This is a genomic window from Halobacterium sp. CBA1126 (assembly GCF_009741975.1).
GTDB lineage: Archaea > Halobacteriota > Halobacteria > Halobacteriales > Halobacteriaceae > Halobacterium.
Genome location: NZ_WPCF01000061.1, coordinates 1 through 15,156 on the forward strand (window position 1 = coordinate 1; position 15,156 = coordinate 15,156).

Genomic DNA, 15,156 nt, shown 5'->3' on the forward strand with positions numbered 1-15,156 from the left:
GACGCCGACCCCGTCTTCGACCGCGCGGGCAGCGGCGTCCGCGCGCGCCTCGACGGCGGCCCGGCGGGCTTGGCGACCGCGCCCCTACAGTAATTCCCGGGCCATCTCGCGGCCTCGGGCGCGCTGTCCGCGAGCAAGTAGACGATGGGTTCGACGCCGAAGCCGCCGGTCTGGTAGAGCACGTCCGCCTCCGGATGGTCCGCAATTGCGGGCTTGAGGGCTTCCGCGGACGACTCCCCCTCCGGGTCGAACTCGACGGTCTCGTAGCCGAGCGCGTCCAGTTCCTCGACGACGTCAGGCTCGTAGTGGACGTTCAGGCACGCGCGGGCCTCGCTGCCGGCCTCCCGCGCGCCGAGCAGGACCGAAGCGACGTGCACGCTGACGCCGAACTCGGGGTCGGCGGGAATCTCGGTGCGCCCCATCACGTCCAGAATCCGGCCGGGGACCCCCGCCACGTCCTCGACGCCGGCGGCGTCGGGCGTGCACTCCACGAGGTTCGAGCCGACCGCGGGGATGAGCGTCGCGAACCCGCTGGCGTGTTCGAGGATGCGGACGCCCCGCCGCACCGACGAGAGCACGCGCTCGCGGACGCGCACCTCGCTCTCGGGGTCGTGGACGCGGAAGTCGCCCTCGTACTCCGCGAGCTCGGGCATCGCGTCCTCGTGGAGCTCCGCGACGACGTCCCCGCGGGCCGACAGCCGGCGAATCAGGACCTCCGCTTCGACGAGCGCCTGCACCTGCGACATGTCGCCGCTCGCCAGCCCCTCGCCGACGCGCTCGACGGTCTCGCGGACGCGCTCGTCGTCGGCGACCGCGTCGTTGACCGTCACCTCTCCGTGGGCGTACTTCGAGACCGCGGACTGGCTGACCCCGAGCAGTTCCGCGACCTCGTGCTGGGTGAGCCCGCGGTCGCGGAGGTCCGCGGCGAGCAGCGACCGGAACGTCGGCAGGAACTCCTCGACGACGACCTCCTCGATGAACCTCATTGGTCGCCCCCGAACTCGCGGTCCCCGCGGATGCGGCTGGCCTGCGGGCCGTCCTGGTCCTGGTACTTCGACCCGCGCTCGGCGCCGTACGGCCGCTCTGCGGGGCTCGCGAGCTCCGTGAACACGAGCTGACTGATGCGCATGTCAGGCGTGAGCGCGACCGGGACTTTCCCGAGATTCGAGAGCTCGAGGGTGACCCGGCCCTCGAACCCGGGGTCGATGAACCCGGCCGTATTCGAGAGGAAGATCCCGCCGAACCCGCCGAGGAAGTTCTCTACCTGCCGGCCGCCTGGTTGGACTTCGAGGTCGTACGTCGTCTCGACCCGTCCGGTGTCCTCGACGGATTCGACGCGGTCGAACACGACCTCGCCGTCGAGAATCTGATCGAGCCGAGACGTGTCGACGCCGTGGCTCGCGTAACACTCACGGAGCCGCTCGAGCGAGTCGCGCCGCACCGTCTCGTACTCTCGATTCTCGATGTTCGAGATGCTGGACTTCGACGAGTAGCCGGCTTCCTCGGCGACATCAGACATACGCAGTCCCGCCTCGTCTCGGAGGTCGCGAAGTAGTTCGGACGGGTTCGGGACGTACTGCCCGCGCTTGTGTGCGTCCTCGTAGAAGTCCACGGACCACTCATCGCCCTCGTGGTCGACGTCCGTCGGTTCGATGTACTGGTCTCGGCGGCGGTGGTACGTCGACGTGAGATAACCGAGTCGAGACCCGAGATAGGTCGCCCGGTCGGCCAGCGACTCGTTGGCCGTGTAGAGCGTGTCTCGGGCGTCGCGGCGGTGACCGTCACCATCCAGCAGCCCGTCGAGGAATGCTTCGAGGACGACGTCGGGCCAGTTCCACGTCCGGTCCGGGACGTTCTTCTCTCCGCCGCTGCCGGCGAGCTCCCGGAACAGTTTCGACCAGAGCGCGGAACAGACGGTGAGTTGGTGGATTCCGTCTGGGGTCTCGTTCCACGACAGCGACGTGTCGTACTGGCGGAACCAATCGGCGACGCGTTCGAGGCGCTCGCGGTCGTTCTGCGTGAAGACCACCTGCTTCCTGCGAGCGTACCCTTCGGCGACGTAGAACCCGAGAATCCACCCGAGTTCCCGAGTGACCGGAATCGTCCGTGGAAGCCGCGCGTCGCTCTGCTTGAACGCGACTTCGGCTTCTTCTGGGAGAGACGCGGACGAAACCGCGTTCAGCGGTGCGCTGTTCCGTGATTGGTAGTGGCGGCGAGTACTGGCCTGCACGTCGGACCAGTCGACTTGTCCGACACCGTCTGTCGCGTAGGCAACGACCTCGCCGTCCCCGCGGAACATGTCCACGAGGTCGAGTTCGAGCGTCGGTGGGCTTGCCTCCGGGAGTGTCCCCGGAACCATGACGTGCTCGCCTTCCGCGTCCTCGCTGGCGACGCGCGTGACTTGCCCGTGTTCGTCGAGTGTGAACACGTTGTGGTCTTTCGTCACGAGGACAGACCGGCCCGAGTCGAGCGTCACTCGGTAGATGCGTTTCGCGGGGTTCGTGATGAAGTCCGTCACCGGGAACGTACGTACGCTCAACGTCTCGGGGTCGAACGAGACGGCGTGGGCAGCGGCTTCGTTCTCGACGACGTCCCCAATCTGGTGGAATCCGAAGCCGTCCTCCGGGGTCCAGAGGAACAGCTGTTCGTCGGCTGGAAGCGACGCGTGCACGACCACGGCGAGCCGGCCGAGCGACGACCGCCCTTCGACCTGCGCGACGAGGTCCGGCGGCACCTCCACGCGCTCTTTCGTGGTGCCGAGCACGAAGTCCCCGGGGTGGAGGATGAACTCGTCGCCGTCCTCGACGACGGTCTCGGTGACGTAGTCCTCGACTTCCTCCTCGCGGTTCGGGTGGATGCAGGGGACGTTCGCGCGCTCGAACTCGAGGAAGCGCCGGCCGAGCCGGACGTCGACGCTCGCGGGCTGGACCTGCAGGTCGACGTCGTCGAGCGGTTCGACGACGAGGTCACCCTCGGCCAGTCGGTCGAGGATGTCCCGGTCGGAGAGTATCATACCGGTGGGTGGTGCCCGGGGGCCTAAAGGTTTCAGAACGAGCCGCGGGCGGCGTGATGAGAGAGATGGTGGGGCGTGATGGCGGTGGATTCCCGCGAGCGAGTGCGACGGTCAGGCGATGCTGATGACCCAGCCGACGAACGCGACGACGCCGCCAACAAGCCACGTGGCGCCGGAGTCGTCGTCGAACTCGACTGCGAGGGCGTTCCCGTAGAAGTACGTCTGCCAGCAGGCGACCGCGAACGAGAGTAGCGCGCGAGCGCCGTCGGTAGCCGCGAAGTTCGCCTGGAACGACTCGGCGAATGCCTGCGGACTCGAGAGCGACGCGCCGTCGAGTGCGACGGCGAGGAACGCGAACGCGACGAGCGTGGTGAGGACCGTCGGCGCGGTCGCCCAGCCGGCGACGACCATCGTGTCCCCAAACGTGCCGTCGTGACTGACGAGTGCGCGCGTGAGCAGGTGGATGACGCCGGCGGCGAGCACCCAACCGATCAGCATCGCGACGACGGTGCCGGCGAGTTGGCCGACGAGCACGCCCCAGGCGGCCGACGAGGCGTCTCCGTGCCCGGCGTCCGCGAGGCGATTGGTGAGCATGACGGCGAACGCGAGGAGCGCGACGACCAGCGAGAGGGTGGCAGCGCAGACGGCACCGATGGCGGGTCCGAACTCGAACCCGCGCGCTCGGAAGTACTGACGTGGGTGGAGGAGTGGCGTGCGGGGTGCCATGCCCGACTGCTGTTCGAGGCAGTCGCATAGGTCTGGTGGTGCCCGCGGCGGGGCTGCGCCGAGTAGCCAACGCTTTGCCCGCGCCGCCGCTACGCCGGGGTATGAAGCAGGTCATCGCCGCCCGGACCGACGTCGGGATGGGGCAGGGGAAGCTCGCCGCGCAGGTCGCGCACGCCTCCCTGAAAGCCTACGAGTACGCCGACGAGCGCGCCCAGCGGCAGTGGAAACAGCAGGGCCAGAAGAAGGTCGTCGTGAAGGCCAGCGGCGAGCGCGAGCTCTACCAGATTTCGGAGGAGGCGAAGGCGAAGGGGCTGCCGTCGGCGGTCGTCGAGGACGCCGGCCACACGCAACTCGAACCGGGGACGCCGACGGCGGTCGCGGTCGGGCCCGCGGCGGACGCGGACGTGGACGAGATTACCGGCGACCTCCCGCTGTTCTGACGATGCGGGACGCCCACGAACTCGAACGCGCGGTCGGCATGCGGTACTACGCCAGCGACAGCGACGGCACCGGCGGCCGGCTCCGCGAGTCGCCGTCGGACTTCCGCGTCACCGAAATCGAGACGTTCGACACCCAGCCCGTCGACGCCGACCCCGGCGACTACCCGTGGCTCGTGGTGCGCGCGACGCTGACGTCGTGGGACACCAACGACTTCGCCCGCGAGTTCGCGAACCGCCTCGGGATGAGCCGCGAGCGCGTCACGTGGGCGGGGACGAAGGACCGCCACGCGGTCACCACCCAGCTGTTCGCCGTCCGCGACCTCGACCCCGAAGACGTCCCCGAGATTTCGGACGCGGACGTCGAGGTCGTGGGGCGCGCGGGCCGCGGGCTGGAGTTCGGCGACCTCGCGGGCAACGAGTTCCGCGTCGTCGTCCGCGACCCCGACGACCCCGAGCAGGCCGACGCCGTCACCGCGGACCTCGCTGCGTTCGGCGGCGGCGAGCCCGGCGTGCCGAATTTCTTCGGCCAGCAGCGCTTCGGCAGCAAGCGCCCCGTCACCCACGAGGTCGGGCTCGCCATCTTGCGCGGCGACTGGGAGGGCGCGGCGATGGCGTACCTCGGCGCGCCCAGCGAGCACGAGCCCGCGGACAGCAGCCGCGCGCGGCGGTTCGTCGAGGACACCCGCGACTGGGAGGCGGCCCTCGAGGAGTTCCCGAACCGGCTGCGCTACGAGCGCACGATGCTCCACGAGCTCGCGGACGGCGGGAGCTTCCGGGACGCCGTGGAGACGTTCCCGTCGAACCTCCAGCGGCTGTTCGTCCACGCGGCCCAGTCGTACGCGTTCAACCGCGTGCTCGCCGAGCGCATGGAGCGCGGGCTGCCGTTCCACGAGCCCGTCGAGGGCGACGTCGTGTGGTTCGCGGAGTCCGACGCGCCCGAGGGCGTCGCCCGCCCGGATTCGAGCCGCCAGCAGCGCGTCACCGCCGACCGCGTGGACGTGATGGCGCGCCACTGCGCCCGCGGCCGGGCGTTCGTCACGGCGCCGCTCGTCGGCACCGAGACCGAGCTCGCGGACGGCGAACCGGGAGAGATAGAGCGCGCGGTGCTCGGCGAACTCGACCTCGAACCCGCGGACTTCGACCTCCCGGACGACTGGGCGAGCGAGGGGACGCGGCGCGCGATTCTACTGCGCCCCGACCTCAGCGTCGAGCGCGACCCGCTCACCTTCGAGTTCGCGCTCCCCTCGGGCAGCTACGCGACGGTCGTCCTGCGCGAGTACCTGAAGACTAGCCCCCTGGACCTGTAACAGCCGCTCTCGTAATCAGTCCGCCGCGTCGCCGTCGTCGGGAGCGTGGTCGCGCGCCGTCTCGACGATGCGGTCGGTCGACGCGTCGGCGTCCCGGTTCAGCGCGACGACGACGCCGCGGTCCCCGCCGAAGTAGACGTGGACGTCCACGAAGCGCTCGTAGATCGTCGACGACGCCACCGCCGGTTCGCCCAGCATGCCGTGCGTCGACGGCCCGAACCGCCCGAGCAGCGCGTCGTCGAGAATCGTGTGCGCGTCGCCGTCCGCCGAGACGGACTCCGTGAACCGGTCGTTCATGTACGCGACCCCCGTCCGGGGGTCCCCGTCGCGGTCGTACCACCCGACTGCGTACAGGTCGTCGCCGAGCTGCGCGCCGAGCGTCTCGCGAATCCGCTTCGCGCTCGATTCGATGTCCATGGCGTTCGTGTCTGACGCGCGAAAGAAAAGGCTGGGGGAGCCAGCCGCGGGAAACACGGGGCTTTTGCGCACGGCAGCCCTCGCCCCGGTATGGACTGTCGGCGGTGTGGCACCCCCCTGCGGAAGCCGGGCGACTACTGCCTGGTCTGCGACACCGCCAACTGCGACGCCGTCGTCGCCGCCTGCGACCGCGACCACGCCACCCTCACCTTCCTCGACGGCGAGGAGGTCGTCGGCCGGACGGACGTCACCACCGTCCCCGAGGAGGGCGGCGAGACCGGCGTCGTCGAACTCCGGAACTTCGCCGGCCGCGTCGCCGACGAGATCCGGCGCAAGCGCCCCGAGGACGTCTTCGTCGCGGGCGACCACGACGTCATCTCCGCGGTCCGCGGCGACCTCCACTACGAGGTCTACCGCGTCCCCCGCGAGAACCCCGTGGAGTCGGTCGTCGACCGCCGCGGCGACCGCTCGCTCGATGTCGTCGACGAACCCGCTAGCGAGAAGATCGGCGGCCGCCACTCCACGCTCATCGGCAACCGCGACGGCCGGCGCGCGATTCGCACGGTCGCCGACCACCCGAACGTGAAGAAGGTGATTCCCGGGCCCATCGACGCCGGCGGCTCCGGCTCGCGGACCGGCGTCCGCGCGAAGGTCACGCGCGCCGACGACAACGGCAACCTCCGCCTGCTGATTCGGGACGGCTCCAGCGTCCAGGAGAACCGCGTCGTCACCACCGCGATGGACCGCGACACCGGGGAGCGCGTCCGCGCGGACCTCAACGACGCTCTCGACGACGAAGACCTCAGAGAGTAGGGGCGTCAGGTGAGGAGGGACGCAGTTCGCGGGTCGCTCCGCTCCCCGCTCACTCGAACGTGGCTTCGCTCGGCAACGCGGCTCACGGCTCACTCCGTTCGCCGTTCGCAACAACGTGCCCTCGCTTCGCTCGGGCACGCTCGAACCGTAGCGTTCATGTGCGCCCCGAGGGTAGAAGCGTCCACTATGGCTAAGAAGGGCTCCACGGGGAGCGCCGGCCGATTCGGCGCGCGCTACGGCCGCGTCTCTCGGCGTCGCGTCTCCGAAATCGAGGACGAGATGAACGACGACCACACCTGTCCGGACTGCGGATCGGACGCCGTCTCCCGACAGGGGACCGGCATCTGGCAGTGCGCGAAGTGCGACCACAAGTTCGCCGGCGGCGCGTACAAGCCCGCGACGCCGGGCGGACGCGCCGTCACGCGGTCCATCCGCGCGGCGCTCAGCGAGGGCGAGGAGGACGTCGAAGTGGACGCCGACGTCGAAGCCGTCGAGGAATAATGGCGTACAAGTGCTCCCGCTGTAAGCGCGACGTCGAGCTCGACGAGTACGGCGGGGTCCGGTGTCCGTACTGCGGGCACCGCGTCCTGCTGAAAGAGCGGAGCCGCGACGTGAAGGAAGTCGACGTCCGGTAACGGTGGCCCACGGCACGGAACTGGTTTTCGAGTACGGTTCGCCCGCGGTCGCTCGCACCGTCGCGCGCAGCGTCGCGGTCGAGGCTGGCGACATCGACGGCGACCGCAGCGGAGCGGCCGTCGACCGGGACGGCGCGACCGTCACGGTGACCGTCGACGCGGCGGACCTGACCGCGCTGCGCGCCGGGACGAACACGTGGCTGACCCTCCTCGAGGTCGCCGAGCGCGTGGCGGACGATGCCGGCGGCTAGCGGGGCTGACTCGCGGAATATCCGGGCTTCGGGGCGTGCCGGCCTCGCGGAGCGTAATACGGGGGTTTTTCTGTCGGGCGCGTCTCCCCAGAGGTATGCAGGGCAATCTGCCGCCGGAAGCACAGGAGAAGCTCGAGCAGCTACAGGACCTTCAGGAGAAAGCCCAGACGGTCGCGGCCCAGAAGCAGCAGGCCGAGACGCAGCTCTCGGAGGCCGAGACCGCCCTCGACGCCCTCGACGACATCGACGAGGACGCGACGATGTACCGCGAGGTCGGCGAGCTCCTCGTGGAGACGGACTACGACGACGCCGCCGACGACCTCGAGGAGAAGGTCGACAACCTCGAAGTCCGCGTCGACAGCCTCACGAAGCAGGAGGAGCGCGTCCAGGAGCAGTTCGAGGACCTCCAGGAGGAGCTCCAGGAGATGCTCGGCGGTGCCGGCGGCGGCGGTCCGATGGGCGGCCCGAGCGCGTAACTGATGGCGACTGACGAGCCGTCCGACGAGGAGGTCGTCGAGGCCGCCGCGGAGGCCGCGGAAGGCCTCGTGTTCTCGCGGCTGGCGACGGGCGACGTCGACGACCTCGACGTCACCGTGACGTTCGAGGACGGCGTACTCGACGTGGACGTCTACGTCCACGCGCCGGACGCCGACGCTGACGTCGAACAGGTCGCGGAGGACGCCGCGCTCGCCGCGCGCTCCGCCGTCGACGACCTGTTCGCGGACGAGTAACGCGGTTCCGTCCGTTCTCCGGAAGCCACGACCCCACAGCGGCGGCTACGTCAGGAAGAAGACGAGGACGCTGATGGCGACGGTGGCGAGCACCGCCAGCCCCGCGATGGCGCCGCCCATCGCGATGACGGCGTTGGCGTGGCTCGCGAGCGTCTCCGTGCGGTCGTTGCCGAAGACGGTGACCTCCGCGCGCTCGCTCGCCATGCCCGCTTCGACGGGTTCGAGGTCCGCGACCGCTTCCTCGGTGAGGTCGACGACGAGCGCGACGAGTTCGTCCCAGTCGAGGGCGGCGCCGACCTGGTTCGTGGACTCGACGGTGTTCACGATGTGGGTGTCCGTGGTCATCACCTCGGCGTGGTCGACGTCGAGGGCGTCGACGATGGTCTCCCGGAGCCCGGGTTCCATGTTGTTCCCGTCGACGAGGACGTAGGCGGTTCGGTCGCCGCCCGCATCGAGGACGGCGACGCGGACGCCGAGCGGGCCGATGCCGTCCTCGGGGCGCCACGGGGTGCGGTCCCACGCGACGCCGAGCTCCAGCGGCCCCTCGTCGGCGTCTTGGAGGCGTCGCGCGGCCTCTCCGGCGGCCCGAATCATGTCGAACGAGCGCTTGCTCCCCGGGTAGACGTGCCCGAGGTCGTCGCCCTGGAGGCCGTTGTTGCAGTTGTGGGCGTCCGCCAGCAGCACGTCGTCCATCCCCTCGACGCGGGCTTCCGCGGTCGCGGCGAGGCCGACCGCGTACTCGACGTCGTCGGCGAACTCCGGGGAGAACGTGGAGACGAGCAGCGCGTCGTCGCCGAACGACTGCCCGAGCAGCTTCGCCTCGCCCTCCTGGGCGCGGACCGCGGCGGTCGCGGTGTCGCAGTAGTCGATGGAGTCGTGGGCGCTGTTGGCGGCGTCGACGAGCGTGTCGACCTCCCGCTCGGTGACGAGGTTGAAGTCGTGGCCGGCGGTGGCGTGGGGCGGGAACGCCAGCCCCGTGGCGGACTCGGCGACCCGCTGCGGGAGGTTCCCGCCGCCGATTTCGCCCATCGGCCCGGGGTGGATCATCGGCAGCACGAACCGCGCCTTCTCCTCGCCGTCGTCGCGTTCCGGAACGCCAGCACGGTCACGGGGACGACGGCCTCCTCGCCGATCTGCTCGAAGAAGTCCTCGAGCTCGCGGGTGCCCTCGGCGATGTGGCCGATGAACCCGCTGACGAAGTCGAGGACGCTGACGTCGAGGCTGCGCTTCCACGGGCGGTCGATGGCGAGGACGAACCCGTAGGCGGCGACGCCGTACAGCGCGGTCAGCCCCGCGAGCAGCACGAAGTCCCGGGGGGCGAACGCGTACTGAATCTCGGGCGGGGCCTCGGTGGGCCGGGAGAGGAAGGCGTTCACGAGGCGGCCGCCCGTGGTGAGATAGTTCATCGTGCCGCTGTAGACGAACAACAGCACGCCGGCGGTCGCGGTCTGGATGCTCGCGGGAACGGCGGCGACCAGCGGCGAGTCCCGGGAGACCGCGAGCACGACGAGGAACCGGATGGCGAAGACGAGGCCGAGCGCGGCGATGAGCGCGTCGAAGACGAAGTTCTGGCCGAACCGGCCGGTGAGCGTCGCGACGACGCCGGCGGCCACGAGCACGACCACGACCACGACCTCGCAGGCGAACGCCAGCAGTGACGACCGGCTGTACGTGAGCTGGCCGCCGAAGTAGCGGTCGACTGGCGTGGTGCCGAGGCTCGCGACCACGGTCGGCACGCCGATGAAGAACACGCCCTGCCACGCGTCCTCGAGCACGTACTGGCTGTCGAAGGCCGCGATGCCGGCCAGCGCGGCGATGACCAGCGAGAGCGCGACGCTCGTGTACCACTGCGGCGCGCGGAAGATGTACTTCGAGAGGCTCGCCAGTTCGCCCTGCGTCTCCGTCATCGGCCTACTCGCAGACCCGCACGAAGTTCTCGAAGACCGCCTCGCCCTCCTCGGTGTGCGCGACCTCGGGGTGCCACTGGACGCCGTAGAGGTCGCGGTCGGCGTCCGAGATGGCCTCGACGCCGCAGATGTCGCTGCGGGCGGTGCGCTCGAACCCCGCGGGCACCTCGACGACCTCGTCGGCGTGGCTCGCCCAGACGCGGGTCTCGGGCGAGAGCGACCCGACCAGCGGGTCGTCGTCGTCGAGAATCTCGACGTCGACGTCGGCGTAGCGCCGTAGTCGCCGGACTCGACGCGGCCGCCGAGTTCGGTGGCGATGAACTGCATGCCCAGACAGATGCCGAGCACGGGGACGCCGAGGTCGAGGTAGTCCGCGCAGTTCCCGACGTCGTCCATGTCCGGGCCGCCGGAGAGCACGAGGCCGTCGGCGTCGAGGTCCGCCGCCGGCGTCGTGTTGTCGACGGTCTCGGTCTCCACCCCGTCCATGTCCCGGAGCATCCGGTGCTCCAGGTGGGTGAACTGACCGTGGTTGTCGACGACGAGGATGCGTGTCATTACGCCGGGGTAGGCGATTCGCGAGTAAAAACCCACTCGTTCGGTCGCGGCGCGACGAGCGCGGGACCGCCCCGCTCGGTCGGCAAGCGCCGCGTCAGAGCGTCGCCGGGTCGAAGCGCCGGTTCTCTCCCTCCCACTCGGCGAGATTGCGGTCCTCGCGCGTGTCGACGTACGCTTCGAGGCCGTTGCCCGCGGGGTCCGAGAAGTACAGCGCCTTGCTGATGCCGTGGTCGACGGGCGTGGCGGGGACGCCGCGCTCGCAGAGCTCGTCGTAGACGTCGCCGAGCGCGTCCTCCGCGTCGACCTCGATTGCGGCGTGGTAGAGGCCGACCCCGCGGCCCGAGTCGGGGGCGTCCGCGCCGACGGCCTGCAGCGCGACGTCGTGGTGGTGGGCGCCCCACGAGAGGAACGCGAACCGGCCCTCAGTCTCCGCGAGTTCGAGGTCGAAGACGTCCCCGTAGAACGCGACCGCGCGGTCGAGGTCCCGGACCTTGAGGTGGACGTGGCCGAGGTGGAACGGCGTGTCGTTCATACCACACGTTCGGCGCGCAGGCAGTTAGCCGTCGGGGTCGTCGTAGCGCTCGGCCGCCGTGTCGAAGGCGAGCTCGGACTGCTCCTCGCTGCGCCGGCCCTCCGCGGCCGCGACGGCCTCCGGGTCCGGGCTGGCGTCGTCGTCGATGCTCGCCCACGAGTCGTGGACCTTCGCGTGACACCACCGGCAGAGGAACACCGTAATCTCGTGGCCGACGTCCTCGCTGTCGTCGTACGCGAGGTGGTGTTCCTCGAGGAGCGGGCGCTCGTCGTCGTGGGCCTGCCGGCGCTCCGCGAGCCCGCAGCGCGCGCACTCCCGGTCGCGCTGGCGGCAGCGGTAGTGCGGGCAGTCCGCCCACTCCCAGTCGCCGTCCGCGACCGGGCACGCGAAGTCGTCGGCGCGGCGCTCGGCCGCGAACTCGGGGTCGTGCTGGCCGTGGTCGAACGCGTACCGGCACTTCCCGTCGTCGGTCGCGTAGTCGCAGACGCCCGCGTGGTCGTACGGGTCGTCGACCCCGACCGCGGTCCCCGTGGGCGTCTTCTTCACGCCTCGGGGGTAGCGACCGGACGGGGTAACGCTTTTCGCTGCCCGCCGCCGACTCCGGGTGTGCACCTCCGCCACGAGCGCGACGGCGACGCGCGCACGCTCGCCGGCGACGTCGACGTCGCCGACTCGCTGTTCGCGCAGACCCGCGGCCTGATGTTCCGGCGGTCGATTCCCGACGACTACGCGCTCGTCTTCGACTTCGACGGCGCCGCCAGCCGCGACGTCCACATGCTGTTCGTGCCGTTCGACATCGACGCAATCTGGGTCGAGAACGAGGAAGTCCAGCGCGTCGAACGGCTCTCGGCGTGGACCGGCCGCGGCGAGGCGCGCTGCGACGCGCTCGTCGAACTCCCGGCGGGCGCGGCCAGCGACGTCGCGTCGGCGACCGCGTCTGGCTGGCGCCGTGACAGGCAACAACTGTTACACCCCACACATTCAAGCGTGTGGGGCACGCCACCATACGTACACCATGTCGGAACACACCGGCACGGAGGATAGAGTAAGTCGCCTCACGGCGGCTGGCCGAGAAATTCTCCGGCACTAGTTTCCCTGCCGCTCTCGACGGCGGCGCACCCGACGTACAGTTCCTCGACACCACGCTGCGCGACGGCGAACAAGCCCCCGGCATCTCGCTGTCCGCCGACCAGAAGGCGACAATCGCGCGCAAGCTCGACGACACCGGCGTCTCCGTCGTCGAAGCCGGCAGCGCGTGCACGAGCGCGGGCGAGCGAGAGACCATCCGCCGCGTCACCGGCCTCGACCTCGACGCCACGGTGACGAGCTTCTGCCGCGGCATCCAGCGGGACGTCGAACTCGCCCTCGACTGCGACGTCGACGGCGTGAACCTCGTCGTCCCCGCCAGCGACCGCCACGTCGAAGGCAAGGTCGGCACCAGCCGCGAGGACGTCCTCGACACCACCCGCGAGCTCGTGGAGTACGCGACCGACCACGGCCTCTGGGTGGAGGTCATCGGCGAGGACGGCTCCCGCGCCGAGGACTCGTTCCTCGACGACCTCGCGGAGGCGAGCGCGGCCACCGGCGCCGACCGGTTCTGCGTCGCGGACACCGTCGGCCACGCCAGCCCCGAGCGCGTCTACGAGCTCGTGGAGCGCGTCGCCGACTACGGCCCCGTGAGCGTCCACACCCACGACGACCTCGGGCTCGCGGTGACGAACGCGCTCGCGGGCGTCTCCGCGGGCGCGGACCTCGTCCACGCCACCGTCAACGGCGTCGGCGAGCGCGCCGGCAACGTCGCGCTCGAGGAGGTCGCGGTCGCGCTCTGGCACTGCTACGACGTCGAACCGCTGGACACCGAACGCCTCTACGACCTCGCGTCGACGGTCGCCGAAGCGACGGGCGTCCCGCTCCCGCCGAACAAGGCGGTCTCCGGCGAGAACGCGTTCGCCCACGAGTCCGGCATCCACACCGACGGCACGCTCAAGGACGACCGCATGTACGAGCCCTACTCCCCGGAGGCGGTCGGCCGCGAGCGCCGCCTCGTCCTCGGGAAGCACGCCGGCCGCGCGGGCGTCCGCGCCGCACTCGCCGAACACGACGTCGAGGTCAGCGACGACGAACTCGCGGCCATCGTCGAGCGCGTGAACGAACTCGGCGAGCGCGGCAAGCGCGTCACCGACGCCGACCTGCTCGCGGTCGCCGACGACGTGCAGGGCGGCGAGCGCGACCGCCGCGTCGAAGTCCTGGACCTCACCGCGGCGAGCGGCGGCGGCACCCCCACCGCGTCGGTCCGCCTCCGCGTCGACGACGAAGAACACAGCGCCGCCGGCACCGGCAGCGGCCCCGTCGACGCCGCGATGGCCGCCGTCCGGGACGCCCTCGGCGACGTCACCTTCCACCTCGAGGAGTACCACGTCGACGCCATCACCGGCGGCACGGACGCCGTCGTCACCGTCCACGTCACCGTCTCCCGCGGCGACCACACGGTCACCGTCGACGCCAGCGACAGCGACATCACCGCCGCCAGCGTCAACGCCGTCGTCGAGGCCCTCGACCGGCTCCTCCCGAAGCAGGAAGCCGCGACGACCGCGGACTGACGGACGCTCCGCTGATTTTCGCAGCCGGCACGTAGCCGCCTTCGCTCATACGGGGTGGGACTGAGCGAACGCTACGCGTTCGCGAAGGTCGAAGACGAACGCGGTGAGTCTTCCGGGACTGAAAGGGGCGGCGCGGTCGGCAGTCGAGACGACGCAAGCACTGGACTGAACGAGCGCAGCGAGTGAAGGAAGCGCGCAGCGAGTCGCAGACGCCGAGCGCGCCGGGGCTTTCGAGGACACGTCGAACTCGCCTGAAGCAGAACGGTCGCGTCACGCCTCGCGACAGTACGGTCGCTCGGCGGTGACGTAAGTGAGAAGCGCCGAGGGAGCGATTTGAACGCTCGAGTCCGTGAGGACAGTTGCTCTCGAAGCAACCGCCTTGGCCAGGCTAGGCTACCTCGGCTCGTCCTATCGAACGCCGTTGTCGGATTTATGGATTACGGTTGGCGGGAGCGCGGTCGTGTCAACCGATACCACTAAACGCGGCGGGGCGGACGAAGGCGTATGGACGTCACTACCGCGAGTGACGAGTGCGACGCGGTCCTGAGCGAGGTGGAGCGCGCGGTCGTCGCGGACCGCGAGTTCCTCGAGACGGTCCTCGTCGGGTTCCTCGCCGACGGTCACGTCCTCCTCGAGGACGTCCCCGGCACGGGGAAGACGCTGACGGCGCGCAGCGTGGCGACGGCGCTCGGGCTGGAGTTCAGCCGCATCCAGTTCACGCCGGACCTGCTGCCGGCGGACGTGCTGGGGACGCACGTGTTCAACGAGAAGTCCCGCGAGTTCGAGTTCCAGCCCGGGCCCGTGTTCGCGAACGTGCTGCTCGCCGACGAGATCAACCGCGCGCCGCCGAAGACCCAGTCCGCGCTGCTGGAGGCGATGGAGGAGGCGCAGGTGACCGCGGACGGCGAGACCCGCCAGCTCCCGGACCCGTTCGTCGTGGTGGCGACCCAGAACGCCGTCGAGCGCGACCGCGCGTACGAGCTCCCGGTCGCGGAACTGGACCGCTTCATGAAGAAGCTCCAGTTGGGCTACCCGGACCGCGAGCGGGAGGTGGAGGTGCTCGACCGCGCGGTCGGCGACCACCCCATCGACGACATCGAGGCGGTGGCGTCGGTCGAGGACCTCCGGCGCGCTCGCGCGGCGACGGCGGGCGTGACGGTCGAGCGCCCGCTGAAGGAGTACGTCACGGAGCTGGCGCGGTACACCCGCGACCGCGCCGCGCTCGGCGT

The 15,156-nt window shown here is 70.4% G+C and carries 16 protein-coding genes, 1 tRNA gene and 4 pseudogenes; 11 read left to right on the top strand and 10 right to left on the bottom strand.

Features of this window, described 5'->3' with window-relative positions; genetic code table 11:
• Positions 1 to 107: 107 nt before the first annotated feature.
• The 4 genes and pseudogenes from GJ634_RS09595 to GJ634_RS09615 form a co-directional block, all read right to left on the bottom strand.
• A pseudogene (locus tag GJ634_RS09595) lies at positions 108 to 986 on the bottom strand (thiamine-phosphate synthase family protein); the annotation flags it as partial.
• Positions 983 to 2,677 (bottom strand): dCTP deaminase domain-containing protein, encoded by a 1,695-nt coding sequence (locus GJ634_RS09605; protein ID WP_394350883.1) that lies wholly within the window; start codon positions 2,675 to 2,677, stop codon positions 983 to 985. The pseudogene GJ634_RS09595 and the gene GJ634_RS09605, both read right to left, overlap by 4 nt.
• Positions 2,660 to 3,013 (bottom strand): annotated as a pseudogene (gene dcd / locus GJ634_RS09610) (dCTP deaminase); the annotation flags it as partial. The pseudogene dcd and the gene GJ634_RS09605, both read right to left, overlap by 18 nt.
• A 111-nt stretch (positions 3,014 to 3,124) precedes the next feature.
• Positions 3,125 to 3,739, bottom strand: a complete 615-nt coding sequence (locus GJ634_RS09615; protein WP_157502489.1) for a YIP1 family protein — start codon at positions 3,737 to 3,739, stop codon at positions 3,125 to 3,127.
• Between the two features lie 101 nt (positions 3,740 to 3,840).
• Between GJ634_RS09615 and pth2 the strand changes: the two genes are divergently transcribed.
• Entirely contained in the window at positions 3,841 to 4,179 is a 339-nt protein-coding gene (gene pth2 / locus GJ634_RS09620; RefSeq protein WP_157502490.1) for a peptidyl-tRNA hydrolase Pth2, read from the top strand.
• 2 nt (positions 4,180 to 4,181) lie between these two features.
• On the top strand, positions 4,182 to 5,486 hold the full coding sequence (gene truD / locus GJ634_RS09625; RefSeq protein WP_157502491.1) for a tRNA pseudouridine(13) synthase TruD: 1,305 nt from the start codon (positions 4,182 to 4,184) through the stop codon (positions 5,484 to 5,486).
• A 15-nt stretch (positions 5,487 to 5,501) separates the two neighbouring features.
• Here truD and GJ634_RS09630 read toward each other — a convergent pair whose 3' ends face one another.
• Positions 5,502 to 5,903 carry a hypothetical protein gene (locus GJ634_RS09630; RefSeq protein ID WP_157502493.1) on the bottom strand — a complete coding sequence of 134 codons (402 nt, stop codon included), beginning with the start codon at positions 5,901 to 5,903 and terminating at the stop codon, positions 5,502 to 5,504.
• Positions 5,904 to 5,993: 90 nt separating this feature from the next.
• Here GJ634_RS09630 and GJ634_RS09635 point away from each other — a divergent pair, with 90 nt between their 5' ends.
• The 6 genes from GJ634_RS09635 to GJ634_RS09660 all read left to right on the top strand — a co-directional run bounded on the left by GJ634_RS09635 (position 5,994) and on the right by GJ634_RS09660 (position 8,333).
• Positions 5,994 to 6,716, top strand: a complete 723-nt coding sequence (locus GJ634_RS09635) for a DUF2103 domain-containing protein (protein ID WP_157502495.1) — start codon at positions 5,994 to 5,996, stop codon at positions 6,714 to 6,716.
• Positions 6,717 to 6,902: 186 nt separating this feature from the next.
• Complete coding sequence (locus GJ634_RS09640; protein ID WP_197425475.1) at positions 6,903 to 7,217, top strand: 50S ribosomal protein L37ae; 315 nt, start codon at positions 6,903 to 6,905, stop codon at positions 7,215 to 7,217.
• Positions 7,217 to 7,351, top strand: coding sequence for a DNA-directed RNA polymerase subunit P (locus GJ634_RS09645; RefSeq protein WP_059055686.1), 135 nt, complete (start codon positions 7,217 to 7,219; stop codon positions 7,349 to 7,351). The genes GJ634_RS09640 and GJ634_RS09645 overlap by 1 nt, the downstream gene beginning before the upstream one ends.
• A 2-nt stretch (positions 7,352 to 7,353) precedes the next feature.
• A complete protein-coding gene (locus GJ634_RS09650) occupies positions 7,354 to 7,602 on the top strand; it encodes a KEOPS complex subunit Pcc1 (protein WP_331714089.1) in 249 nt (82 codons plus the stop codon).
• A 95-nt stretch (positions 7,603 to 7,697) separates the two neighbouring features.
• A complete protein-coding gene (locus GJ634_RS09655) occupies positions 7,698 to 8,078 on the top strand; it encodes a prefoldin subunit beta (protein ID WP_157502500.1) in 381 nt (126 codons plus the stop codon).
• Positions 8,079 to 8,081: 3 nt separating this feature from the next.
• Positions 8,082 to 8,333 carry a DUF3194 domain-containing protein gene (locus GJ634_RS09660; protein ID WP_157502503.1) on the top strand — a complete coding sequence of 84 codons (252 nt, stop codon included), beginning with the start codon at positions 8,082 to 8,084 and terminating at the stop codon, positions 8,331 to 8,333.
• Positions 8,334 to 8,378: 45 nt separating this feature from the next.
• Here the strand turns inward: GJ634_RS09660 and GJ634_RS09665 are convergent.
• The 4 genes and pseudogenes from GJ634_RS09665 to GJ634_RS09680 form a co-directional block, all read right to left on the bottom strand.
• A pseudogene (locus GJ634_RS09665) lies at positions 8,379 to 10,240 on the bottom strand (DUF2070 family protein).
• A gap of 4 nt (positions 10,241 to 10,244) precedes the next feature.
• Positions 10,245 to 10,795: pseudogene (locus GJ634_RS09670) on the bottom strand (GMP synthase subunit A).
• Positions 10,796 to 10,889: 94 nt separating this feature from the next.
• On the bottom strand, positions 10,890 to 11,327 hold the full coding sequence (locus tag GJ634_RS09675) for a VOC family protein (protein WP_157502505.1): 438 nt from the start codon (positions 11,325 to 11,327) through the stop codon (positions 10,890 to 10,892).
• A 24-nt stretch (positions 11,328 to 11,351) separates the two neighbouring features.
• Positions 11,352 to 11,873, bottom strand: coding sequence for a hypothetical protein (locus GJ634_RS09680; protein ID WP_331714090.1), 522 nt, complete (start codon positions 11,871 to 11,873; stop codon positions 11,352 to 11,354).
• A gap of 60 nt (positions 11,874 to 11,933) precedes the next feature.
• On the opposite strand from GJ634_RS09680, the gene GJ634_RS16095 reads away from it, so the two are divergent.
• Positions 11,934 to 12,371 (top strand): DUF192 domain-containing protein, encoded by a 438-nt coding sequence (locus GJ634_RS16095; protein WP_331714091.1) that lies wholly within the window; start codon positions 11,934 to 11,936, stop codon positions 12,369 to 12,371.
• A gap of 20 nt (positions 12,372 to 12,391) precedes the next feature.
• Positions 12,392 to 13,927, top strand: coding sequence for a 2-isopropylmalate synthase (locus GJ634_RS09690; RefSeq protein WP_157502507.1), 1,536 nt, complete (start codon positions 12,392 to 12,394; stop codon positions 13,925 to 13,927).
• Between the two features lie 318 nt (positions 13,928 to 14,245).
• On the opposite strand, the gene GJ634_RS09695 is transcribed toward GJ634_RS09690, so the two are convergent.
• A tRNA-Ser gene (locus GJ634_RS09695) sits at positions 14,246 to 14,330 on the bottom strand.
• Positions 14,331 to 14,431: 101 nt separating this feature from the next.
• Here GJ634_RS09695 and GJ634_RS09700 point away from each other — a divergent pair.
• The coding region (locus tag GJ634_RS09700) for a MoxR family ATPase (RefSeq protein ID WP_157502509.1) at positions 14,432 to 15,156 on the top strand (725 nt) is incomplete at its 3' end.